Origin of the sequence: Aeromonas sp. s1(2024), from assembly GCF_040908005.1 — a bacterium.
GTDB lineage: Bacteria > Pseudomonadota > Gammaproteobacteria > Enterobacterales > Aeromonadaceae > Aeromonas > Aeromonas caviae.
Genome location: NZ_JBFOCW010000067.1, coordinates 75,181 through 98,886 on the forward strand (window position 1 = coordinate 75,181; position 23,706 = coordinate 98,886).

General features: G+C 59.3%; 22 protein-coding genes. 15 read left to right on the plus strand and 7 right to left on the minus strand.

The genetic code is table 11. The features are described 5' to 3' along the window. Positions 1-60 precede the first annotated feature (60 nt). Positions 61-1,431 (minus strand): chromosomal replication initiator protein DnaA, encoded by a 1,371-nt coding sequence (dnaA, locus tag AB5Y70_RS16240; protein WP_039040645.1) that lies wholly within the window; start codon positions 1,429-1,431, stop codon positions 61-63. Between the two features lie 310 nt (positions 1,432-1,741). On the opposite strand from dnaA, the gene AB5Y70_RS16245 reads away from it, so the two are divergent. The 9 genes from AB5Y70_RS16245 (at position 1,742) to AB5Y70_RS16285 (ending at position 8,476) form a co-directional block, all read left to right on the plus strand. Continuing rightward, positions 1,742-2,500 (plus strand): amino acid ABC transporter substrate-binding protein, encoded by a 759-nt coding sequence (locus AB5Y70_RS16245; RefSeq protein ID WP_010672284.1) that lies wholly within the window; start codon positions 1,742-1,744, stop codon positions 2,498-2,500. Beyond that, positions 2,501-3,169 (plus strand): amino acid ABC transporter permease, encoded by a 669-nt coding sequence (locus AB5Y70_RS16250; RefSeq protein WP_080988742.1) that lies wholly within the window; start codon positions 2,501-2,503, stop codon positions 3,167-3,169. A gap of 12 nt (positions 3,170-3,181) precedes the next feature. Continuing rightward, positions 3,182-3,916 carry an amino acid ABC transporter ATP-binding protein gene (locus AB5Y70_RS16255; RefSeq protein ID WP_010672282.1) on the plus strand — a complete coding sequence of 245 codons (735 nt, stop codon included), beginning with the start codon at positions 3,182-3,184 and terminating at the stop codon, positions 3,914-3,916. A gap of 269 nt (positions 3,917-4,185) precedes the next feature. Further along, complete coding sequence (gene rpmH, locus AB5Y70_RS16260; RefSeq protein WP_005307156.1) at positions 4,186-4,320, plus strand: 50S ribosomal protein L34; 135 nt, start codon at positions 4,186-4,188, stop codon at positions 4,318-4,320. Then, positions 4,320-4,679 carry a ribonuclease P protein component gene (rnpA, locus tag AB5Y70_RS16265; RefSeq protein WP_010672281.1) on the plus strand — a complete coding sequence of 120 codons (360 nt, stop codon included), beginning with the start codon at positions 4,320-4,322 and terminating at the stop codon, positions 4,677-4,679. The genes rpmH and rnpA overlap by 1 nt, the downstream gene beginning before the upstream one ends. After that, on the plus strand, positions 4,646-4,894 hold the full coding sequence (gene yidD / locus AB5Y70_RS16270; protein ID WP_010672280.1) for a membrane protein insertion efficiency factor YidD: 249 nt from the start codon (positions 4,646-4,648) through the stop codon (positions 4,892-4,894). The genes rnpA and yidD overlap by 34 nt, the downstream gene beginning before the upstream one ends. Positions 4,895-4,899: 5 nt before the next feature. After that, entirely contained in the window at positions 4,900-6,546 is a 1,647-nt protein-coding gene (gene yidC / locus AB5Y70_RS16275) for a membrane protein insertase YidC (protein WP_041214180.1), read from the plus strand. A 109-nt stretch (positions 6,547-6,655) separates the two neighbouring features. Continuing rightward, the gene (gene mnmE / locus AB5Y70_RS16280) at positions 6,656-8,017 is read left to right on the plus strand and encodes a tRNA uridine-5-carboxymethylaminomethyl(34) synthesis GTPase MnmE (protein WP_010672278.1); all 1,362 of its coding nucleotides are present in this window, start codon (positions 6,656-6,658) and stop codon (positions 8,015-8,017) included. 162 nt (positions 8,018-8,179) lie between these two features. Continuing rightward, positions 8,180-8,476 carry a hypothetical protein gene (locus AB5Y70_RS16285; RefSeq protein ID WP_049637215.1) on the plus strand — a complete coding sequence of 99 codons (297 nt, stop codon included), beginning with the start codon at positions 8,180-8,182 and terminating at the stop codon, positions 8,474-8,476. Between the two features lie 15 nt (positions 8,477-8,491). Here AB5Y70_RS16285 and AB5Y70_RS16290 read toward each other — a convergent pair. After that, a protein-coding gene (locus AB5Y70_RS16290) for an IS3 family transposase (RefSeq protein WP_102948979.1) occupies positions 8,492-9,642 on the minus strand; the annotation gives its coding sequence in 2 pieces (ribosomal slippage) (positions 8,492-9,405 and positions 9,405-9,642; 1,152 coding nt in all). Between the two features lie 72 nt (positions 9,643-9,714). Here AB5Y70_RS16290 and AB5Y70_RS16295 point away from each other — a divergent pair. The 3 genes from AB5Y70_RS16295 (at position 9,715) to AB5Y70_RS16305 (ending at position 11,862) form a co-directional block, all read left to right on the plus strand. Beyond that, complete coding sequence (locus AB5Y70_RS16295) at positions 9,715-10,056, plus strand: DUF86 domain-containing protein (protein WP_197725296.1); 342 nt, start codon at positions 9,715-9,717, stop codon at positions 10,054-10,056. 232 nt (positions 10,057-10,288) lie between these two features. After that, positions 10,289-10,543 carry a helix-turn-helix domain-containing protein gene (locus tag AB5Y70_RS16300; protein WP_017410478.1) on the plus strand — a complete coding sequence of 85 codons (255 nt, stop codon included), beginning with the start codon at positions 10,289-10,291 and terminating at the stop codon, positions 10,541-10,543. Further along, the gene (locus tag AB5Y70_RS16305; protein WP_049637213.1) at positions 10,543-11,862 is read left to right on the plus strand and encodes a type II toxin-antitoxin system HipA family toxin; all 1,320 of its coding nucleotides are present in this window, start codon (positions 10,543-10,545) and stop codon (positions 11,860-11,862) included. The genes AB5Y70_RS16300 and AB5Y70_RS16305 overlap by 1 nt, the downstream gene beginning before the upstream one ends. A 418-nt stretch (positions 11,863-12,280) precedes the next feature. Here AB5Y70_RS16305 and fhuB read toward each other — a convergent pair whose 3' ends face one another. From fhuB to AB5Y70_RS16330, 5 genes are read right to left on the minus strand one after another with little or no spacing between them, the layout of a single operon-like run. Continuing rightward, on the minus strand, positions 12,281-14,263 hold the full coding sequence (gene fhuB / locus AB5Y70_RS16310; protein WP_049637212.1) for a Fe(3+)-hydroxamate ABC transporter permease FhuB: 1,983 nt from the start codon (positions 14,261-14,263) through the stop codon (positions 12,281-12,283). Further along, a complete protein-coding gene (locus tag AB5Y70_RS16315) occupies positions 14,260-15,162 on the minus strand; it encodes an ABC transporter substrate-binding protein (protein ID WP_049637230.1) in 903 nt (300 codons plus the stop codon). Before AB5Y70_RS16315 ends, fhuB begins: the two co-directional genes overlap by 4 nt. A gap of 31 nt (positions 15,163-15,193) precedes the next feature. Then, positions 15,194-15,958 carry an ATP-binding cassette domain-containing protein gene (locus AB5Y70_RS16320; RefSeq protein ID WP_049637211.1) on the minus strand — a complete coding sequence of 255 codons (765 nt, stop codon included), beginning with the start codon at positions 15,956-15,958 and terminating at the stop codon, positions 15,194-15,196. A gap of 46 nt (positions 15,959-16,004) precedes the next feature. Continuing rightward, entirely contained in the window at positions 16,005-17,651 is a 1,647-nt protein-coding gene (locus AB5Y70_RS16325) for a multidrug ABC transporter permease/ATP-binding protein (protein ID WP_049637210.1), read from the minus strand. Positions 17,652-17,711: 60 nt separating this feature from the next. Continuing rightward, complete coding sequence (locus AB5Y70_RS16330) at positions 17,712-19,820, minus strand: TonB-dependent siderophore receptor (RefSeq protein ID WP_049637209.1); 2,109 nt, start codon at positions 19,818-19,820, stop codon at positions 17,712-17,714. A 371-nt stretch (positions 19,821-20,191) separates the two neighbouring features. Between AB5Y70_RS16330 and mioC the strand changes: the two genes are divergently transcribed. The 3 genes from mioC (at position 20,192) to rsmG (ending at position 23,686) form a co-directional block, all read left to right on the plus strand. Then, positions 20,192-20,641 (plus strand): FMN-binding protein MioC, encoded by a 450-nt coding sequence (gene mioC / locus AB5Y70_RS16335; RefSeq protein ID WP_039040628.1) that lies wholly within the window; start codon positions 20,192-20,194, stop codon positions 20,639-20,641. A 508-nt stretch (positions 20,642-21,149) separates the two neighbouring features. Continuing rightward, a complete protein-coding gene (gene mnmG, locus AB5Y70_RS16340; protein WP_010672271.1) occupies positions 21,150-23,039 on the plus strand; it encodes a tRNA uridine-5-carboxymethylaminomethyl(34) synthesis enzyme MnmG in 1,890 nt (629 codons plus the stop codon). 20 nt (positions 23,040-23,059) lie between these two features. Next, a complete protein-coding gene (rsmG, locus tag AB5Y70_RS16345; protein ID WP_010672270.1) occupies positions 23,060-23,686 on the plus strand; it encodes a 16S rRNA (guanine(527)-N(7))-methyltransferase RsmG in 627 nt (208 codons plus the stop codon). Positions 23,687-23,706 lie beyond the last annotated feature (20 nt).

Genomic DNA, 23,706 nt, shown 5'->3' on the forward strand with positions numbered 1-23,706 from the left:
AGGAAAGGATTCGGATCAGGCTGGAACATGCAATCTGCATCTGTGCACTCCGTTCCGTTATCAGGAAGAAAGGGTACGGATCAGGTTGGAATAGTCTTCCTTGATGTCGTGACTCTCTTCCTTCAGCTGCTCGATCTTGCGGCAGGCATGAAGAACCGTGGTGTGGTCACGGCCACCAAAGGCATCCCCTATCTCAGGCAAACTGTGGTTGGTCAGCTCCTTGGCCAGCGCCATCGCCAGCTGGCGCGGGCGGGCAACGGAGCGGGAGCGACGCTTGGAGAGCAGATCCGCCAGCTTGATCTTGTAATACTCCGCCACCGTCTTCTGGATGTTGTCGATGGTGACCAGCTTCTCCTGCAGGGCCAGGAGATCGCGCAGCGCCTCGCGCACGAAGTCGATGTTGATGGCGCGGCCGGTGAAGTTGGCATTGGCGATCACCCGGTTGAGGGCGCCTTCCAGTTCACGGACGTTGGAGCGAAGCCGCTTGGCGATGAAGAAGGCCACTTCGTCCGGCAGATGGATCTGGTTCTCGTCCGCCTTGCGCATCAGGATGGCAACCCGGGTCTCCAGCTCGGGCGGCTCGATCGCCACCGTGAGTCCCCAGCCGAAGCGGGACTTGAGACGATCTTCCACCCCGTTGATCTCTTTCGGATAGCGGTCCGAGGTCAGAATGATCTGCTGGTTCCCTTCAAGCAGGGCATTGAAGGTGTGGAAGAACTCCTCCTGGGAGCGCTCCTTGTTGGCGAAGAACTGGATGTCATCGATGAGCAGGGCATCGACGCTACGGTAATAACGCTTGAACTCTTCAATGGCGTTATTCTGCAGCGCCTTCACCATGTCCTGCACGAACCGTTCGGAGTGCATGTAGATGACTTTGGCGTCTTTCTTGCGATCCTTGATGGCATTGCCAACGGCGTGCAACAGGTGGGTCTTGCCCAGGCCGGTGCCGCCATAGAGGAACAGCGGGTTGTAGGCACCACCCGGATTGTCGGCCACCTGACGGGCGGCCGCACGGGCCAGCTGGTTGGACTTACCCTCGACGAAATTCTCGAAGGTATAGTTCACGTTGGTGTTGCTCTTGTGGTTTGGCTCGGGCTTGTTTTCGGCCTTGTTTTCCCAGCTCTTGGGAGAGTTATTCACAGGATCGACACCACGGGCCGGCGCCCTGGCGACCGCGACGGGATGAGGGCGATTGCCGATATCAAAACGCAGGGTGGGAGCGTCGGCTCCGCACAGCTCGTTGATGATGCCGTTGACCCGGAGCAGGTACTTGTCGCGTACCCAGTCCAGAACAAAGCGGTTCGGTGCATACAGGGTCAGAGTATTGTCACTCAACTCCGCTTGAAGCGGCCGGATCCACATGCTGAATTCTGCCGAGGGCAACTCATCTTGCAGCCGGTTAAGGCACTGCTGCCATAGCGAAGCAGTCACTCTAGACTCCCGTCAATTGATTAAGTAAAGACCGGCTATTCTACGTTTTTAGTGGCCGGATCTCCAGTTGCTGCCGCACGGATCCAGCAAATAAGATCCTTGACTTTCAAGGATCCAACGCCCCAGGATCCCATTTCATCCCCAAAGTTACCCACAGCCGGATATCGTCAATGTGGACAGAATGGCGCGCTGCGACCATAGTTATTTTATATAACCAAATATCATTTATTTTTTATATTTTATTCCAATAACATCAGCGCCAACCCGTGATTACAACTAAAAATACAGCACTACAGAGAGAGGAATCCCCATGAAAACCACCATCAAGCTGATTTCCGGCGCCGCCATTCTGCTGGCCAGCCTGTCCGGCCAGGCCATCGCCCAGGAAACCATCAAGGTCGGCATGTCCGGCAAATATTTCCCGTTCACCTTCGTCAAGCAGGACAAGCTGCAGGGCTTCGAGGTGGACATGTGGAACCAGATCGGTGAGCGCACCGGCTACAAGGTCGAGTTCGTGACCGCCAGCTTCTCCGGTCTGTTCGGCATGCTGGAAACCGGCCGCGTCGACACCATCTCCAACCAGATCACCATCACCGACGAGCGCAAGGCCAAGTACGCCTTCTCCCAGCCTTATGTCTATGACGGTGCCCAGATCGTGGTCCGCAAGGGCAACAACACCATCCACGGCATCAAGGACCTGGAAGGCAAGAAAGTCGCCGTCAACCTGGGCTCCAACTTCGAAGAGCTGCTGCGCAAGAACGACCCCAACAAGAAGATCGATATCCGTACCTATGACTCCGCCTTCGAGCAGGATGTCGCCCTGGGCCGCATCGACGCCTTCGTGATGGACCGTGTCTCCACCGCCCAGCTGATCAAGGAATCCAAGCTGCCGCTGCAACAGGCTGGTGCACCGTTCGAAACCATCGAGAACGCCCTGCCCTTCCTGAAGACCCCGGAAAAGCAGGCCGTGCTGAAGAAGGTTGACGATGCCCTCACCGCCATGCGCAAAGACGGCACCCTGACCAAAATCTCCGAAAAATGGTTCGCAGCGGACATCACCAGCAAATAAATGATGGAATTTGACCTCGATTACACGCTAGGGCTGTTTCCCATCCTGCTCAAATACCTGGGCACCACGATGGAAATGGTCCTGTGGGGATTCGTATTGGCACTCGTACTGTCGCTGATCCTGGCGATAGTACGGGTGTTTCGCGTTCCCGCACTTCACTGGCTGGCGATGCTGTATATCTCGTTCTTCCGGGGTACACCGCTGCTCGTCCAGCTGTTTCTGCTCTATTACGGGCTGCCGCAGCTCTTCCCCATCTTCGTGGGGATGGATGCCTTTACCGCCGCCATCATCGGCCTGACCCTGCACTTTGCCGCCTACATGGCCGAGTCGATCCGGGCAGCCATTCTCGGCATCCACAAGAGCCAGATGGAAGCCGCCCTCAGCATCGGCATGAGCCGGCTGCAGGCGATGCAGCGGATCATCCTGCCCCAGGCGGCCCGCATCGCGACACCGTCGCTGATGAACTACTTCATCGACATGATCAAGAGCACCTCCCTGGCGTTTACCCTGGGAGTGGCGGAGATCATGGGCAAGGCCCAGATGGAAGCGGCCTCCTCCTTCAAGTTCTTCGAGAGCTTCATGGCGGTGGCGCTGATCTACTGGGTGGTGGTCATCTTCTTCACCCGCTTGCAGCATCTGCTGGAAGTGCGGCTGAACCGTGCTTATTAAAGGAGGCCTGTCATGATCAACCTAACGGGTCTCTCCAAGGCCTATGACGGAAATCAGGTGCTCAACGGCATCGATCTTGAGGTAAAGAAGGGGGAGATTGTCGTCATCATCGGTCCCTCCGGTACCGGCAAGTCGACTCTGCTGCGCTGCCTCAACCTGCTGGAAACCCCGGATGCAGGGCGGCTCGTCATCGATGACCTCGCCGTGGATCTGGCCAAGGCCAGCGACCAGCAGGCCATCGAACTGCGCAAACGTGCCTCTTTCGTGTTCCAGAACTACGCCCTGTTCGCCAACAAGACGGCGCTGGACAACATCGCCGAGGGGCTGATCACCGTCTGGAAGCAGCCGAAGGCGGAGGCTCGTGCCACTGCCCTGGGCATCCTCAAGGACATCGGCCTCGCCGAGAAACAGGATGCCTACCCGGCCTCCCTCTCCGGCGGCCAGCAACAGCGCGTCGGCATTGGCCGGGCCATGGCGGCCCACTCCAAGGTGATCCTGTTTGACGAGCCCACCTCCGCCCTCGATCCCGAGTGGGTCGACGAGGTACTGGGCCTGATGAAGCAGCTCGCCCGCCAGCACCAGACCATGGTCGTGGTGACCCACGAGATCGAGTTTGCCCGTGATGTCGCCGATCGGGTGATCTTCATGGAAGGAGGCCGGATCGTGGAGCAGGGCCCGCCGGATCAGATATTGGTCGATCCGCAGGATCCCCGTACCCGGGAGTTCCTGCGCAAAGTACTTAAATAGCTCTCTCTTTGGCGGCCTGGCCGCCTTTTTTCTTGAGGGATCCTTGTTTAACCCCGGGTTGCCAGTATAATTCGGGGCCCTTGATCCTTCGGATCCTGCCAGATTATCCCGCTCGGTCGACGAACGGGGCTAGATGGAAAGGAACGGCGGATTGACGAGAAGCTGAACTCTGTTTAGAATTCGGCCTCTTTTGCTAGTCGTCACACGCTATAGCTGGCGCGTCGGCTAAGTGTGACAATCAAAACTGTACAGAAATACGGAATCGAATCATGAAACGTACTTTTCAACCGTCCAACCTGAAGCGCAAGCGCTCTCACGGTTTCCGCGCTCGCATGGCTACTGCCAACGGCCGCAAAGTTCTGGCCGCTCGTCGTGCCAAGGGTCGTGCCCGCCTGGTAGTCTAATGCCTACCCAGCACACCTTCTCTCGGGAGTTACGTCTGTTAACTCCCGAACACTTCAAACGCGTTTTCGCCGAGCCTGTCCGGGCCGCTTCTCCGCAAATTACGCTTCTTGCTTGCCCCAACTCCCTCGAACACCCCCGTCTTGGCCTCGCCGTGCCCAAAAAGGCGCTCAAGCGTGCCGTCTGGCGCAACCGTGTAAAACGAGTGGTTCGGGAAAGTTTTCGCCTCAATCAAGCCAATCTGCCCGCTATCGACATCGTCGTTATCGCCAAGGGTGGCGTGAAGGAGATGGACAACGAAGCGCTGTTCAAGTTACTGGAAAAGCTATGGCGCACTCTGTCACGCCGTTGCAATGGGTAGCAATCAAACTGATACGCCTGTATCAGCTAATCATTAGTCCCCTGCTCGGGCCGCGCTGCCGTTTCACCCCGACTTGTTCCCAATTTGCGATAGAAGCAATCCGACTTCACGGTTTCATAAAAGGCGTTTGGTTAGCCAGCAAACGTCTATTAAAATGCCATCCCTTATCCGAGGGTGGTTATGACCCGGTTCCGCAACCAAAGCGAAGAAACTGAAGACTATGGAATCACAACGCAATTTACTCCTGATCGGTTTGCTGTTCGTGAGCTTCTTGCTCTGGCAACAGTGGGAGTCCGACAAGGCTCCGAAGCCGGCCCCGACTACCGTGGCCCAAACCGAACATTTCGTACCTGAAGCCGGTCAGACCGGTGATATTCCTCAGGTTTCCGAGCAAGCAAATGGTAACGCCGCGCGCAAGCTGATCACCGTCTCCTCCGACGTGCTCAAATTGACCCTGGACACCCAGGGCGGTGACATCGTCTCTGCCGAGCTGCTGGCCCACAAGCTGGAAGAAGGCAAGGAACAGCCGTTCACCCTGCTGACCAGCCAGCCTGCCCACCTCTATGTGGCCCAGAGCGGTCTGGTCGGTCGCGATGGTCCGGACAGCCAGGCCCAGGGTCGTCCCACCTATGAAGCCGCCCAGACCAGCTATCAGCTGGCCGATGGTCAGGATCAAGTCGTCGTTCCGATGACCTGGACCGACAGCAAGGGTGTGGTCTTCACCAAGGAGTTCGTGCTCAAGCGCGGTGATTACGCCGTGGGCGTCGACTACAAGATCGACAACAAGTCTGCCGAGCCGGTCCAGGTACAGTTCTACGGTCAGCTGAAGCAGACCATGACCACGCCGAAGGATCAGGAAGGTCATGCCATGGTGGCCAGTGCCTACCGTGGTGGTGCCTTCTCCAGCGAAGACTCCCGCTACAAGAAGTACACCTTTGACGAGATGAAGGATGCCGACCTGAACAAGACCACCCAGGGTGGTTGGGTCGCCATGCTGCAGCACTACTTCGTCTCTGCCTGGGCCCCGAATGCCAACGACACCAACAGCTTCTACAGCCGCGTGATCCCGGGCAAGGACCAGGCCATCATCGGCTACAAGGCGCCGCTGGTTGACGTCGCTGCCGGCCAGCAGGCCGAAGTGAGCGGCAAGCTGTGGATCGGTCCCAAGCTGCAGGATCAGATGGCCAAGGTGGCAAACCACCTGGATCTGACTGTCGACTATGGCTGGCTCTGGTTCATCGCCCAACCGCTGCACTGGCTGCTGACCGTGTTCCACGGTTTCGTCCAGAACTGGGGTCTGGCCATCATCATGCTGACCCTGCTGGTGCGCGGCATCATGTTCCCGCTGACCAAGGCCCAGTACACCTCCATGGCCAAGATGCGCATGCTCCAGCCCAAGCTGGCTGCGCTCAAGGAACGCTTCGGTGACGATCGCCAGAAGATGTCCCAGGGCATGATGGAGCTGTACAAGAAGGAGAAGGTCAACCCGCTGGGCGGCTGCCTGCCCATCCTGGTACAGATGCCCATCTTCATCGCTCTCTACTGGGCACTGATGGAGTCTGTCGAGCTGCGCCACGCGCCGTTCGCCCTGTGGATCACCGACCTGTCGGTGAAGGACCCCTTCTTCGTGCTGCCAATCCTCATGGGTGCCTCCATGTGGTATCTGCAGAAGATGAGCCCGACCACCATCACGGACCCGATGCAGCAGAAGGTGATGCAGTTCATGCCGATCATCTTCACCTTCATGTTCCTCTGGTTCCCGGCAGGTCTGACTCTGTACTGGCTGGTGAGCAACGTCATCTCCATCATCCAGCAGACCATCATCTATCGTCAGCTGGAGAAGAAAGGCCTGCACTCACGCAACTGATGCGCAGCCCATCTTTCCTGATGACAAAAGAGGCGGCCTTCGGGCCGCCTTTTTTATTACAATGTCCCCCACCCTCTTACTCATTCAGCCAACCAGCGAGTCAAGCAAGATGACAACAGATACCATCGTGGCCCAGGCCACCGCCCCCGGCCGTGGCGGCGTCGGCATAGTCCGCGTCTCCGGCCCTGCCGCCGAGCGGGTCGCCGAGATAGTGCTCGGCAAGCTCCCCAGGGTGCGTTATGCCGAATATCTGCCGTTCAGGGACGAGCAGGGCCAGGCGCTGGATCAGGGCATCGCCCTGCTGTTCAAGGCCCCCAACAGCTTCACTGGCGAAGACGTGCTGGAGCTGCAGGGCCATGGTGGCCCCGTCATTCTCGACATGCTGATCCGCCGCATCCTGCAGATCGACGGCATCCGCCCCGCCCGCCCGGGCGAGTTCAGCGAGCGCGCCTTCCTCAACGACAAGCTGGATCTGGCCCAGGCCGAGGCCATCGCCGATCTCATCGAAGCCTCCAGCGAGCAGGCCGCCCGCAGCGCCATGCACTCCCTCCAGGGGCAGTTCTCCGGCAAGGTTCAACAGCTGGTGGAGAGCCTCACTCGGCTGCGCATCTATGTGGAAGCGGCCATCGACTTCCCGGATGAAGAGATCGACTTTCTCTCCGACGGCAAGGTGGCGGGTGACCTCTACGCCATCATGTCCGAGCTGGATGACGTACGCGGCGAGGCCAAGCAGGGTGCCCTGCTGCGAGAGGGGATGAAGGTGGTGATCGCCGGTCGTCCAAACGCCGGCAAATCGAGCCTGCTCAACGCCCTCGCAGGCCGCGAGTCCGCCATCGTCACCGAGATCGCCGGTACCACCCGCGACGTGCTGCGCGAGCACATCCATCTGGATGGCATGCCGCTGCACATCATCGACACCGCGGGCCTGCGCGATACCCAGGACAAGGTGGAACAGATCGGCATCGAGCGCGCCTGGGCCGAGATCGAACAGGCCGACCGGGTGCTGTTCATGGTGGACGGCACCACCACGGATGCCGTCGACCCCCACGACATCTGGCCGGAATTCGTTGATCGGTTGCCAAAAAACATCGGCCTCACCGTGGTGCGCAACAAGGCGGACCTGACCGGCGAGGATCTGGCACCGAGCCAGGAGCAGGGCCATGCCGTCTATCGCATCTCCGCCAAGACCGAACTGGGGCTGCCCGCCCTGCGCGAGCACCTGAAAGCCTGCATGGGCTTCCAGGGCAACACCGAAGGGGGCTTCATGGCCCGCCGCCGCCACCTGGACGCCCTGGAGCGCGCCGCCGAGCGGCTGCTGGTGGCCAGGGAGCAGCTTGAGGTCTATGTGGCTGGCGAACTGGTGGCCGAGGAGCTGCGCCTGGCCCAGGAGTCCCTGTCCGAAATCACGGGCGAGTTCAGCTCCGACGATCTGCTGGGCCGCATCTTCTCCAGCTTCTGCATCGGGAAGTAATGTGGTGAAAAATCAGCAATAAAAAGCAGCCAGTGAGAACATAAGCAATTGTAAATATTGGATTTTGTTTTTTTCTGGCTATTCTTGCCTGATCTTGTTTCGTGAGAATTTACCCCGAGAGTACCCCGAAGTAACCTCTTGGGGTACTTTTGGGGGACACTTATGAAGATCAGCATCGAATACCGCGCACCGGACGCCGAAGGCAAGCGCGCTCTGCGCCTAACCTACTACGCCGGCTCCTACCTTGACCCAACCACGGGCATCCGCAAGCACAAACGCAGCAGAGAGACCCTGGATCTCTTCCTGTACGACAAGCCGCGTACCCCAGCACAGCGGCTCCACAACAAAGAAACCCAGCGAGCAGCCGAAGCCATCCGCGCCAAGCGACTCTTCGAGTACGAGACTGGTAAACACCATCTGGATTTCTCGAATGCCTACAAGGCCAGCTTCTTCGAGTGAAGCGCCCCTGGTTTTCTAGACACTTTGTTGCTGAAAAATAAACTGCCTTTCAAACTCTACCGGCGACAGCCCATCATTGGAACCATGACGCCTGATTGGGTTGTAAAACATCTCGATATAATCAAACACATCGCTGCGGGCTTCGTCTCTTGTCGCGTAAATCCTGCGCTTGATCCGCTCCCGTTTGAGCAACTGAAAGAAGCTCTCGGCGACCGCGTTGTCGTGACAGTTACCCCGTCGGCTCATGCTGCAACTCAGGTTGTGGGCCTTCAGAAAGTCTTGCCATTCACCACCGGTAAACTGGCTGCCCTGATCCGAATGCACCAGTACCGGCTGCTTGGGTTTGCGCCGCCAGACGGCCATCAATAACGCATCAACCGCCAAGTCTGCCGTCATGCGTGACTTCATCGCCCAGCCGACGATCTGGCGAGAGAACAGGTCGAGCACCACCGCCAGGTACAGCCACCCTTCTTGAGTGCGAATGTAGGTAATGTCAGTCACCCAGGTGATGTTGGGGGCTGGCACCTTAAACTGACGTGCCAGCGTGTTTGGGGCAGCTTGCGTGCTCTTGCCTCCATAATGCCCCTTGCGGCGTTGATAGCCCGTTTGCGAACGCAGTCCCTCCCGCTTCATTAATTTGGCCACACGGTGCTTGCCGCAGGCTTCCCCTGCGCCACGAAAGTCGCGATGGATCTTGCGATAACCGTAGACAGCACCACTTTCCAGCCAGGATTGCTTGACCAATCCGGTCAGTCGTTCGTCCTCCTGCTGTCGTGGCGATGTGGGCTGTTTCAACCACGCGTAGAAGCCACTTCGGTGAACCCCCAGGGTCTGGCACAGGGTAACGACACTGTACCGGTCGAGTCGGGAGGTTATGAACGCGTACCTTTCCTTGACTCGCTGGCAAAGTACGCGGCGGCCTCCTTTAGAATATTGCGCTCCTCGGTGACCTGGCGCAGTTCAGTTTTCAGGCGGCGGATCTCGGCTTGCAAGGCAGACTCTTCTATCTGCTGGTCAGCAGGCTTACCGTACTGCTTGAGCCATGCATACAGGCTGTGGCTGGATACCCCGATGGCACGTGCAACGTCAGCCACCGGCCGCCCGCGCTCGGTGATTTGTTTAACGGCTTCGATTTTGAATGTTTCTGGATAACGCTGACGGGTCATAACACCTCCAATAGTTGCCTCATTTTAAGGCTGTGAGGTGTCTAGGGAACTGGGGGCGATTCAATCGGCGCTTTGCGCACCAGCTTGTCGCGCTACCAGGCCGAGCTGTCAGAAATCCGGGCAATTCTGGCGCTGCGCACCCTTTCCAATCTGGAGTACCGCGCCGCCGAGCGAATCCTGCAGGTTTCTATCGAAGCGAGTATTGGCGTGGCAAAACACTGGGCCAAAACGCTGGCAGGCCATACCCCACAGGATGCCTATCAGGCATTCGAGTTCCTTGTCCTACGTGGTGAGCTATGCCCCGACACTCTGATCTGTTGGAGCAAGCTCATTGGCCTTCGCAATACGCTGGTGCACGACTATCTGAATATTGACCCCCGAGATAATTCTCAGTGTGATTACTCCTGGCTATAGCGACCAACTGTTTATGTTTGCAGAGCAAGGTCTCGACTGGTTGGCTGCCCATATTGATTGAAACTTCGACATCATCTCCCCCCGTTTGCTGTTCTCTTACCCGCTATAGGGGATAAATGTTAGATACCGCCTACAGCGTGTAAGTTACATTTACCTCCTATAACAGGTAAATATTGATATACCTGCCATAGCGTGTAAATTGGAAGAAGGCACGCTACCAGGTTGTCGAATCATGAAAGTAACCAGCGCCAAGCAGCTGAGCGCCTGTATCAAGGATGCCAGGCTTTCTCAAAAGCTCTCTCAAGGCAAAGTGGCCGAGAAAGTGGGGATTAGGCAAGACACAGTCTCCAGCTTCGAGCTCAATCCTGAGTCCACCAAGCTGGAAACCCTGTTCAAGATCCTCGCAGCACTCGAATTGTCAGTGGATATCAAACCCCGCAATGAGTCATCCGAGAGTCCGGCATCGGGCTGGAAGGAGGAGTGGTAATGGCCAATCTGGCTGTCTACATGAACGGCTATCGGGTAGGCACATTCACCAAAACTACCAGCGGTGCCCATCAGTTTCAGTACCATGAGTCATGGCTAGCACAACCGGGCAGCCGTCCGATCTCACTCTCCATGCCATTGCGCCATCAGGCCTACCGGGGCGATGAAGCCTATAACTTCTTCGACAACCTGCTGCCAGATAATACGGAGGTGAGGAACAGGGTTGTAGCACGCTATCAAGCGGCATCAACTCAGCCCTTCGATCTGCTCAGTTGCATTGGCCAGGATAGCGTAGGGGCATTACAGCTGGTTACCGAAGGACACGATGTTCCAGATGTCAGGCGAATCGACTACAAGGCCCTTTCCGATGACGAGCTCAAGCAGATCCTGACCAGCTACAAATCAGGAATCCCTTTGGGGATGGTCAGGGAACAAGAGGAGTTTCGGATCTCTATCGCCGGGGTGCAAGAAAAGACTGCGCTGCTCTATCTCGATGGCCTTTGGTACCTGCCACTCAACGCAACGCCGACAACCCACATTATCAAACTCCCTATCGGCAAGATTGAAAGCCACTCCTACTCGATAGACCTCTCCCAGAGCGTAGAAAACGAATATCTCTGCACTCTGATTGCCAAGGAGTTTGGTCTACCCGTACCTCACTGCTTCATGATGCAGGTTGGCCAGGTCAAAGCACTGGCTGTTGAACGCTTCGACAGACGTTACGCTGCCGATCGCAGTTGGATAATGCGCCTTCCCCAAGAAGATTTCTGTCAGGTATTGAATGTTCCGTCAGCACGGAAATACGAGAGCCATGGAGGACCAGGGATCACTGACATCATGGAAACCTTGCTGGGCTCTGCGACACCAGAACAGGATCGCTACCTGTTCATGAAATCTCAGGTCCTGTTCTGGCTGCTGGCAGCCACCGATGGCCATGCAAAGAACTTCTCGGTCTTTATTGAACCGGAAGGGCGTTTTCGCCTGACCCCTTTTTACGACATCCTATCTGTCTATCCAGTGTTTGGCGGCCGAGGCCTCAACCGAAGGGACGCCAAGCTCGCTATGGGCCTAGCAAGCAGCAAGGGAAAGAAGTACTCCATTGAGCAGATATTCCCGCGTCATTTCTTCCAAACGGCAAAAACTGTGGGATTTGAGCGTTCTGCTATGGAAGAGATCCTGACAGAACTGGCCAACTCCGTTGATGATGTTATTGAGCGCGTTACCCAGCAATTGCCAGCAGACTTCCCCGATACCATCAGCAGCACCATTCTAGAGGGCCTAAAAGCCCGCTCAGCCAGGCTGATAAAGGGTTGGGATTAAATTGGCGGTATGTGGGATGACTGCACGGTTAGCCAAACTACCTATGGGAAACTTGCACGGTTCGAAGAGTAAAGCGGCTTTCCAGGCACCGGACGATGCTATAGTCGGTTCAAAATATGTTCAAAACTCACCTAAAAGGCGGCTTTGACTGCGTGTGGTGGCATCGCGTTGATTCATATGGGAAGGCTGCACGATCGAGAATGGACTATGTGGGAACGCTGCACGATGACAGAAACCCGTGAGCGGCCTCTCAATATGCTGTTTTAGTTACTTTTACCCCAAGTGGCCCCCGAAAAGTCACTAACATATTGAAGATAATAAATTATTTACATTCTGCATCGGCAAGTAAATCCGCAGAGCAGGCAATGAAAAGCCCGGGTTCATCCCGGGCTTTTTTGTGCGCTTTTCATCCACCAACCTAGAGGCGGCGCAGGCACCACATGAAGTAAGCGCCCCCTAACAGGGTGGAGACCAGACCGACGGGCACCTCCTGGGGAAAAAGGATCTGCTGGCCGATCCAGTCCGCCGACACCATCAGCAAAGCACCACAGCCTGCGGCGCCGAGCAGGTGCCAGCGCGCCCTCACCAGCCCCATCAATCTGGCCAGGTGCGGCGCCAGCAGACCGGCAAAGGAGAGCGGGCCTATCACCATGGTGGCACTGGCGGTGAGCACGGCCACCAGCAGCAGGATGGTGAGCTGGGCACGGCCGAGATGGATCCCCAGAGCCGTCGCTACCGCAGGCCCCATGGGCATGAGATCGAGCCAGCGGCTCACCAGCAGGCAAGCTGCCAGCATCAGCAGCGCCAACACCACCAGGGCAAGGGCCACCGGCTGGGTGACGTAATAGGTGGAGCCGGACATCCAGGAGAGCAGTTGCTGCACCCGCAGGTCGCCGTTGGCCAGGGCGATGGCCTGCAACGGCTCGAACAGCGCCGTGATGGCGATGCCAGACAGCAGTATCCGCTCCGGCTGGAAGCCGTTGCGCCGGTTGATAAGTACCAGCAACAACAGGCAGGCGAAGGCGCCCACCAGCCCCCCCAGCAGCATCATGGGCAGCGGCAAGGCGGGCAGCAACAGGGCCGCCGCAATCACCCCCATGAAGGTGCCACCGCTCACCCCCAGCAGCTCGGGGCTCGCCATGGGGTTGTTGCTGACTCGCTGCAACAGGGTGCCAGCCAGCGCCAGCAACACGCCTGCGGCACCCGCTGCCAGCGTACGCGGCAAGCGCCACTCCAGTTGGGCCTGCCACCGCAGCCAGCTCGGCCAACCCCAGCCGCCCATCCCCTGCCCAAACAACAGGGAGGCGATCACCGCCGCAGCCAGCCCCAACACCATCAGGCCGACAAGGCGGGTCGGCGCCGGATGGCGGGCCAACTGCAGGGAGGAGTTTGCCTTAGGCGCACTCTGCTTGATACCAAGACGCGGGATCAGCCAGAGCAGCAGCGGCGCCCCCAACAGGGCCGTCATGGCGCCGGTCGGGATCAGCACAGGCCAGAACCAGCTCAGGGTCTGCAGCAGCAGATCGGTGGCCGCCAGCAACAGGGCGCCGAGGATGGGTGCCCACAGCAGCCGCTGGGCCAGTTTTCTGACCCCCAGCAGCCGCACCATGGCGGGCGCCGCCAGCCCGATAAAACCGATCAGCCCCACCACGCTCACCACGCAGGCGGTGACGAACACGGCGAGACCCAAACCAGCCAAGCGCAAATGTTTGAGGGATACCCCCAGGCTGCGAGCGCTGGCATCGTCCAGCTCCAGCACTGCCAGCGGGCGCACCAGCACCACCGCCAGCATCGCGGCCAGCAGCAACCGTGGCAGCAGATAGCCGACGCCGCTCCAGCTGTTCTGGGCCAGAGATCCGCTCCCCCACACCAGCAACCCTTTGAGCTCCTCCTGGAAGAACAGCAGCAATCCCATGCTGATGGCGGCCAGATAGAGGTTGATCACCAGCCCTGCAAAGACGATGACCACGGGATTGAGCTGACGGCGCCAAGCCAGGGCGAAGACCAGCCCCATGGCCAGGCTTCCCCCGGCCATGGCGATCCACTCCCGCCCGATCAGCAGCCAGGAGGGGGCGAGCAGGGTCACCATCATCAGCGCCAGCTGGGCGCCGGAGGCCACCCCCAGGGTGGTGGGCGAGGCCAGGGGATTGCGCAGCACCTGCTGCATCAGGGTACCGGCGAGCCCGAGGGCGGCACCGGCCAGCAGACAGATGGCAAGGCGCGGCAGCCAGCTGAAATGGACCACCGCCTGGCGAGCATCGTCCAGCTCGGGGGAGAACAGGGCCTGCCACCAGAGCGCCCCCGGCAGTTGACGCGACAGCTCGGCGCAAGCCAGCCCCAGTGTCAGCACCAACAGGCAGAGACCCGGGCGCAGCAGGGGCGAAGAAAGAGAAGAGCTCATTGATTTGATCCCCCGGTTGCTCTGTGGACAGCCTGCTCCCGCAAGGCACCGTCCAGCAGGGTGGCGAAGCGGCGGGCCGCCAATATGCCACCAAAACTCCATGTCGCAGGCAGATGGATCACTGGATTGTTCTGTACCAGCGGGAGATGCTGCCACAATCCAGGCTCCTGAAGTTTTTCACCAACTCCTACGGGCACGGGGTCCACCACCACCAGCCTGGCATCCGGCATCCCGAGAAACTGCTCCAGGCTCGCGACCGAGAATCCCCAGGCATTGGTCTCTCCCTGCCAGGCGTTGCGAAGGCCGAGGCGCTGCATCACTGCCTCGAACAGGCTGCCACGGCCAAACACCCGCACATGGCGCTCATCGATGAACTGCACCACCAGCAAGGGGGGCAGATCGGCGGGCTGCGCCGCCTGCATCTGTGCCAGATCCTGCTCCAGTGCGGCGAGCTGGCGTTCGGCCTCCGCCTCTTTGTTGACCAGGGCAGCTATGGTCAGGGTCGCTTCCCGCAGTCGCTGCCACAGATCGGTGCCCGGTTCATACAGGGCGATGGAGTGCACCGGCGCGATGCGGGAGAGAGTCGGCGCCAGGGGGGCCGCCAGCGGCGAGATGAGAATAAGATCCGGTTTGAGCTCCGCCAACAGTTCCCGGTTGGGCTGGGCACGCAGCCCGATATCGATCACCCCGGCAGGAAGCTGGGGTTCACCGACCCAGGCGCGATAGGGGGCCACATCCCCCACCGCCATCGGGGTGACCCCCAGAGCCAGCAGGGTCTCGGCTATGGTCCAGTCCACTGTGGCGATGCGAGGCGTGGCGCTGGTGGCGTCGGTGGCGGTGACAAGCTGCCCGGCCTCCCCTGCCAGGGGCAGCAGCAGACTGAGCAGACAGGGCGCCATCTTCAATAAACGGTTCAAGAGCGGTCCCCGGTCAGACGATGGCGATGGCGTGGTCATGGGCCGGATGGCGAATGACCTCCATGGGGATGCCATAGATGGCGTTCAGGGTCTCCCCTGTCATGATCTGTTCGGGCTCGCCGTGGGTCAGCAGACGGCCGGAGTGCAGCGCCACCAGCCGATCGCAGAAACGGGAGGCCATGTTGATGTCGTGAATGACGATGATGACCCCGAGGTTGAGCTGGCGGCTGAGCTGCTTGACGAGCGTGAGCACCTCCACCTGATGGGCCACGTCCAGGGCGGCCAGCGGCTCGTCCAGCAGGATGAAACGGCTCTCCTGAGCCAGCAGCATGGCGAGCCAGACTCGCCCCCGCTCACCGCCGGAGAGGGTATCCACCAGCCGATCGGCAAAGCGTTCGGTGTGGGTCAGGGCGATGGCACGCTCCACCTGACGGTGATCTTCCGCTCCCATCCGGCCCAGCAGTCCGCGCCAGGGGTAGCGCCCCATCTCCACCAGTTCGCGGCCGAGCAGGTTTTCGGCACTCGGCAGGTGCTGGGGCAGATAGGCCACCTGACGGGCAAACTCCCGGTGGCCCCAGGCAGACAACGGCTGGTCATCGAACAGGATCTCCCCGCCGCTGTGGGGTTGCTGGCGCGCCAGCAGCTTGATCAGGGTCGATTTGCCCGACCCGTTGTGGCCGATGAGGCCATAGACCCGACCTTGCTCGAAGCGAAGGCTGGTGGGGTGCAGCAGCGTGCGGTCATTGACCGCGAAGCTGGCGGATTTCATCTCGAACATAAGCAATTCCTGTGCTGGCTTGCTGCCAGTCTCATCGGTGCCAGCATCAGGCCGGCACCTTGCCATCCAGATGGGCGACCGCATCCCGGCTCACCTGCTCGCGCTGCTCGCCGGTCAGTTCGGTGAGACGGCCCTGGCGCATCTCCAGCAGGCGATCGGCCAGAGAGAAGTAGTGATCGTCGTGGCTGATGGCGATCACCGTCTTGCCCATCTCCTTGAGGCGCGGCAACAGCACCTGATAGAAGATGCGGCGGAACTGGGGATCCTGATCCGCGGCCCACTCGTCGAACAGCATCACCTCCCGCTGCTCTGCAAGGGCCAGCAGCAGGGCGACCCGCTTGCGCTGGCCCTGGGAGAGGTCGATATCGGCGATGAAGCCATCCTTGATGGTAAGCTTGCTGCCCATCTGCAACCGCTCAAGCCACTCGGCGACCAGCGCCTCTTTCGGCTCGGGCCCCAGCAAATGCTGGAACAGGTGGTAGTCGGTGAAGATGGCGGAGAAGAGCCCCAGATAGCCGTTGCGATCGGTGACCGGCTCCCCATCCAGCAGGATCCGGCCAGAGACCGGTTGATAGAGCCCGGTCAGCAGCATGGCCAGGGTCGACTTGCCGGAGCCATTGCCACCGATGAGGAATATCTGCTCCCCCCGCTCGATCACCAGATTGATGGGGCCCACGGAGAAACCGCCCTCCCCCTGGTAGTGAAAGCTCACCTGCTCCAGCTCGATGCGCTGCCAGGGGCGAGGCGCAGGCGGCAACGGGAACGCCTCGTCCGGCTCCGCCAGATTGAGGGCAGCTATCTTGTCGAATGCCACCTGGGCGGCGATCAGGGTCGGCAAGGCTCCGATCCCTTGTAGCAAGGGAGTGCGCAGGAACAGCAGGGTCAGGGCGAAGGTGGCGGCCACATTGGTGTTGGCCCAGCCCAGCCCGTTGGCCAGGAAGAAGACCAGGCCGATGGCACCCAGCATCATGATGTTCGACCAGTTCACCGCGCTCAGGTGGTAGGTATCGGCGCGGATGATCTGCTCCCGGTAGTCCCGGGCATTCTGCTCATAGAGCTGGTGGTAGACGAAGTGGGCACGCTCGCGGTTGAGCGCCAGCTCCTTGCACCCGGCGATGATGGACTGGTAGTTCTGGTAGAGCCTGTCTTCGGCCTGGCGCATGTGCGCCAGGTGGCGATAGACCCGGTTCACCAGCAGCCAGCCCACCACCATGGTCACGGTGACCCAGAGGGCGGTAACACCGAGCAAGGCGGGAGAGAGCAGGCCAAGGTAGATGATGGAGCCCAGGGTGAGCACCAGACCCTGTACCAGTTCCGGCAGGCGCACGAAGGCGATGGTGATCTGACCGATGTCGCTGGAAAGGGAGGCCAGGAGCGGCCCCTGCCCTATTTGACGCAGACGGGCGACGTCGGTATCCAGCAGTTGCTTGAGCAGGCGGCCACGCAACCGGTAGACGAAATGGTGACCCAGGGTGGTCAGGGCCAGTTGGGATCCGAGCGTGATCACCAGCAGCAGCAAGACCAGGCCGACAAGCTGACCCAGGATCGGCAGCGGATCCCCGACTGATTCGATAAGTGATTGATTGATGAAGGCAATGACGCCTATCCCGCTGACAGCACTCAGCAGGCTGAGCAGGGTAATGGCGATGAAGGGCCAACGGTATTGGCGATAAACCAGTGACAAGAGTTCCATGACAGGCCTGTAGATGAATGGAAGGAGGGCGGGAGCCTTCGCCCCCGCCCGGCCTGTCGCTTACCAGCGGTAGTTGACGGTGCCGACTATGCTGCGCGGCTCGCCGTAGTAGCAGTAGTAGTCGCAGCTCGCCACATAGGTGTCGTTCAGCAGGTTGTTGACGTTGATCTGGGCACGCCAGTTCTTGGCAAAGTCATACCCGATCATCGCATCCCATACAGTGTGTGCCGGTACCTTGGCGGAACCATAGATGGGGGTGTAGTCCGCATTCACCGCGCCGATGCCGACGCTGGAACCCACATAGCGCACGCCGGAACCCAGCTCAAGACCGGATACCGGGCCCTGCTGCACCTTATAGTTGCCCCAGAAGGAGGCCTGGTGGCGCGGGATCAGGCTCGCACGACGATCGCCGTTGCCGGTGTCGTTGGTCTTGGCATCGGTATAGGTATAGGCAGCGGTCAGGCGCAACGCCTCGGTGGCCTGCACGCTCCCTTCCAGCTCGACCCCCTGGGAGGTCACTTCACCGGCCTGGGTCTGCTGGCCGGAGCCGGTAGAGACCAGGGAGTTGGTCTGCTCCAGATCGAACAGCGCCAGGTTGATGTAGCCATCGAGGAAGCTGGGTGCGTACTTGATCCCGGTCTCGTAGAGCTTGCCTTCCAGCGGCTTGTAGGAATTGCCGGTGTTGGGGTCTATCCCCGGCAGCACTTCGAAGGATTCCGCATAGGCGAAGTAAGGGGAGAGACCGTTGTCGGCCAGGTACATCAGGCTGCCGGAGAGAGAGAGGTTGTCGTCGTACTGTTTCTCGTTCTTGCTCTTGGCTTCGCTGATGTTGTGGGTTTCCACGTAATCGAAACGACCGCCCGCGGTCAGCAGCCAGCGATCATCCCAGCGGATCTGGTGCTGGGCATAGAGGCCGCTCTGGCCCTTGGTGCTCTTCTGGTGGGTCGCGGTGGATTCATCAAAACCGGGGAAACCGCTGTAATCCGGGTTCATGGTGTTGATGGCGCCCATGCCATAGTTGTCGGCTTCCTGGCCTTCATTGACATGGCGCTGCAGATCCACCCCCAGCAGCAGGGTCTGCTCCGTGCTGTCGGTGTTCCAGTAGCCCACCATCTGGTTGTCCATGGTAGCGCTCTTGGTATCCCCATCCCGGTAGACCAGGCCGCGGTAGGCGGTGGTGCCTTCATAGGTCGGGAAGATATAGGTCTGGCGCAGCAGCAGATCGTTGTAGTTGAAGCGAACGTTCTGCTTGAACTCCCAGGTCTGGTTGAGCTGGTGGGCCAGCTCGTACCCGGCGGAGATCTGGGTATTGCGATTGCGATCGTAATCCGGCTGGCTCAGGTTGGTGGAGGGATCGATCTGGCCGCCGGAGGTATTCAGGGTGCCGTAAACCGGGAAGAAGCCGTTGGTCGGCACCCCTTCATCGTGCTTGAAGCTGGAAAGCAGCGTCAGCGTGGTGCGATCCGAAATATCCAGGGTCACGCTCGGCGCCAGATAGGCGCGCTCGTTGTAGGTGCCATCCAGCACGCCGTCCCGCTCGTTGTAGAGGGCCACCAGACGATAACGGCTGTTGTCGGTAAGGGTGTCGGAGACATCCACCCCGACCTGGCGCAGATCCCGGTTGCCCAGTTGCAGGTTCACCAGTCCCTGCGGGGTCGCGGTCGGACGCTTGCTGATGGCGTTGATGACGCCTCCGGGAGGGGCTTCGCCATACAGAATGGAGGCCGGGCCTTTGAGCACTTCCACGCTCTCAAGGCCGAAGGGCTCCGGGGTCCAGACATAGTAACCGGTGCTGAACAGGCGGTTGCCATCCAGGTAAGAAGCCGCATCGAAGCCGCGCACCTTGAACCAGTCAGCATCCGTGTCCGAACCATAGGACTGGGACAGGACGCCGGAGCGATAGCGCAGGGACTCGTCTAGCTTGAGTACGGCGTGCTGGTCCAGCTCTTCGCGATTGACCACGGAGACGGCACGGGGGGTCTCTGCCATGGGGACCTCGACCTTCATGGCGGTCCCGGTAACGACCATGGTTTCGCCCGCCTTGGGCAACTCTTTATCCGCCTGTTCCGCCGCCAACACGGGCAGGGACGCCAGCAGACAGGAGAGCGGCAGCAGCTGTACGCCTCTCTTTCGCATCACGGCATTCGGGGTATTTTTTTGCGCAATCATATAAGTGTCTCAAATATCAATAAGTTATGTTTGATTTCTTATTATGGGTGCCCAATTGGACCGGTCAGCCCGGCGCCTCAGGCGAATAAAGCAGCGCCATGCTACTACAGGTGCCGTGATCGAATCGATTCAATAATTGCTAATCATTTGCATCTGCATTGTTAATTAATGTTTTGAAGTGTCGTTTGACAACGAAAGGTGCGATGAGGTCGCAACAGGCGGAAAGAAGGCGCCACGACGGCCACGAGACCGGTTTTGGCTGCAAAAAAGTGGACAGGATCCTTATCCCCAAGCTTTATCCATATTTATCCACATGCTTTGGCGGTAAGATCCCCCCTCTTCACTTTTTCGATGACATCAGGATCCATTCCATGGCCAAACTCAACCTCGTCGTCGGCTCCATGCTGGGGGCCTCCGAATATGTCGCAGATCATGTGGTCGGCCTGCTTGAACAGGCGGGCCACCAGGCGGAGATCCACAACCCCGCCAGCCTGGCCAGGATCCTGACCGAGCCAGAAGCCATCGTGCTGGTGGTCACTTCCACCCATGGAGCGGGGGACGTACCCGACAATCTGCAGCCCTTTGCCCGGGATCTTGCCGAACAGCAGCCGGATCTCGCCGCCTTCAAGTACGGAGTGATCGCCCTGGGGGATCGCAGCTATGACACCTTCTGCCAGGGCGGCAAGACGCTGGATCGGCTGCTGGCCGGGTGCGGTGCCAGCCGACTGGGGGATCTCCTGGAAATAGACGTGACCCAGCACGAGATCCCCGAAGATGCCGCAGAAACCTGGATCCACGACTGGATGACCTTGATCGGCTGATCAGGACCAGGGAGATCCGGTCACGACCCCCGATCTCCCTGGTTATCCCCAGATCCCTATCCACCAGGTTATTAACAGGTGGATCCGGATAAGTTTTTCCCGAGAGCTCCCCACATGAGCTCGGATAATTGTGTATAACTTAGGTGCTAAGCTCTGCAAAACCTATAGTTATTCATGTATTAGATCTTGTCGACCATGTATCTGTGTATAAAAACCCATGTTATCCCCCCGTTCGCCCCCTCTGGATCCAAGCTTTTCCACAAGCAGCGATCGACCTTAACCGAATGATCTTTATGATCAAAAATGCCTTATCAACAGAAGTCGCGGATCCTAATAAAAGATCCAATAAAAGATCGATCTAAAGATCCTTAAGATCTATTTAACCGATCCCTGATCCATACTGATCCTGAAGTAGACGTTCCCCTCCGGATGCTAAACAGATAGAATGATCCGCCCTTCAGACCAGGCAAACAAAGATCTTCAGGCGTGCAGATCAAGGTGATCCCCAATGCAATACCATGAACAATTTGATGTGATCGTCGTCGGTGGCGGTCATGCAGGAACCGAAGCAGCAACAGCGGCAGCCCGTATGGGTCTCAATACCCTGTTGCTCACCCACAACATAGATACGCTGGGGCATATGTCCTGCAATCCGGCGATCGGCGGGATCGGCAAGGGACACCTGGTCAAGGAAGTCGACGCCCTTGGCGGGATCATGGCGCAGGCCATCGATCTCGGCGGGATCCAGTTCCGCACGCTCAACTCTTCCAAGGGCCCTGCGGTGCGGGCTACTCGTGCCCAGGCTGATCGCCTGCTGTACAAGGCTGTGGTGCGTCAGACCCTGGAGAACTACCCGAACCTGAAGATCTTCCAGCAGGCCTGTGACGATCTGGTCATGGACGGGGATCGCGTCGCCGGGGTCGTTACCCAGAGCGGGATCCGCATCAGCGGCAAGACGGTCGTACTGACCGTTGGCACCTTCCTCAATGGTCTGATCCACATCGGCATGGAGAACTACAAAGGGGGTCGCGCCGGGGATCCTCCCTCGATTGCCCTCGCCCAGCGCCTGCGTGAAATGCCGCTGCGCATCGATCGCCTCAAGACGGGCACGCCACCACGGATCGATGCACGCACCGTCGATTTTTCCGTGATGCAGCAGCAACATGGTGATGATCCTCGCCCGGTCTTCTCCTTTATCGGCAACGCCAGCCAGCATCCCCGCCAGATGCCTTGCTACGTGACCCATACCAATGAGCAGACCCACGAGGTGATCCGCAACAACCTGGATCGCAGCCCCATGTACGCCGGGGTGATCGAGGGGATAGGCCCGCGCTACTGCCCGTCGATCGAGGACAAGATCACCCGCTTTGCCGACAAGACGGCGCACCAGATCTTTGTCGAACCGGAAGGCCTGACCACCCACGAACTCTACCCGAACGGGATCTCCACCAGCCTGCCGTTCGACGTACAGGTGCAGATCGTCCGCTCGATCCGTGGCTTCGAGAATGCCCATATCACTCGCCCTGGCTACGCCATCGAGTACGATTTCTTCGATCCGCGGGATCTCAAGGCCAACATGGAGAGCAAGTGCATCGAGAACCTCTTCTTCGCCGGCCAGATCAACGGCACCACCGGCTATGAAGAGGCCGCTGCCCAGGGCCTGATGGCCGGTCTGAACGCGGGCTTGCGCGCCCAGGGCAAGGAAGCCTGGCACCCACGCCGGGATCAGGCCTACATGGGCGTGATGATGGACGATCTCTCCACACTGGGGACCCGCGAACCCTATCGCATGTTCACCAGTCGTGCCGAATATCGCCTGCTGCTGCGGGAAGACAATGCGGATCTGCGCCTGACCGCCATCGGCCGCGAGCTGGGTCTGGTGGATGATCATCGCTGGAGCCTGTTCAATGCCAAGGTGGAACAGGTGGAGCAGGAACGTCAGCGCATGCGCTCGACCTGGATCCACCCGCAGCATCCGTCTCTGGAGGCCGTCAACGCCCTGGTCAACACTCCCCTGACCCGGGAGCAGAGCCTGGAAGAGCTGCTGCGTCGCCCCGAGGTGACCTACGATGCCTTGATGGCCATCGAGGGTGTGGGGCCTGCATTGACCGATGCGGCTGCCGCGGATCAGGTGGAGATCCAGATCAAGTACGCCGGTTACATCGAGCGTCAGCACGACGAGGTGGAGAAACAGCTGCGCAACGAAAACACCCTGCTGCCGCTGGACATGAACTACCGCGACGTGAACGGTCTCTCCAACGAGGTGATCGCCAAGCTCAACGATGCCAAGCCAGAGACCATAGGTCAGGCGTCCCGCATCTCCGGCATCACCCCTGCCGCCATCTCCATCTTGCTGGTGCACCTGAAGAAACACGGCCTGCTGCGTAAAACCGCCTGAGGAATTCCCCGTTGGACAACATGCTGCAAAGATTGAACGGCCTGCTCATGCAGGCCGGAATTGTTATCACCGAAACCCAGAAGACCCAGTTGGTGCAGTTGGTCGAGTTGCTGCACAAGTGGAACAAGGCTTACAATCTCACCTCGGTGCGAGATCCGGACGCCATGTTGGTCAAGCATATCCTCGACAGCCTGGTGGTGAGTCCTCACCTGCACGGTGAACGCTTCATCGATGTGGGAACGGGTCCGGGTCTGCCCGGACTGCCGCTGGCCATCATCAATCCGGACAAACAGTTCGTGCTGCTCGACAGCCTGGGCAAGCGGATCAACTTCATCCGCCAGGTGATCCTGGAGCTGGGGTTGACCAATGTGACCCCCGTCAAATCCCGGGTGGAGGAGTATCAACCCGAGACCGGATTTGATGGTGTACTGAGCCGGGCTTTCGCCTCCCTGGAGGACATGCTGAGCTGGTGTCATCATCTGCCGTCACCCGAGGGCAGCTTCCTGGCGCTCAAGGGACAATACCCCGAGCAGGAGCTGGCACAGTTGCCTGACAGCATTCGTCTGGTTGCCACCCACAAGCTGGTGGTGCCGGAACTGGAAGGCGAACGCCATCTGCTGGAGTTTAAAGCCATCCAGCCCGAATAGGGCCGCCGCATTCATTTAGG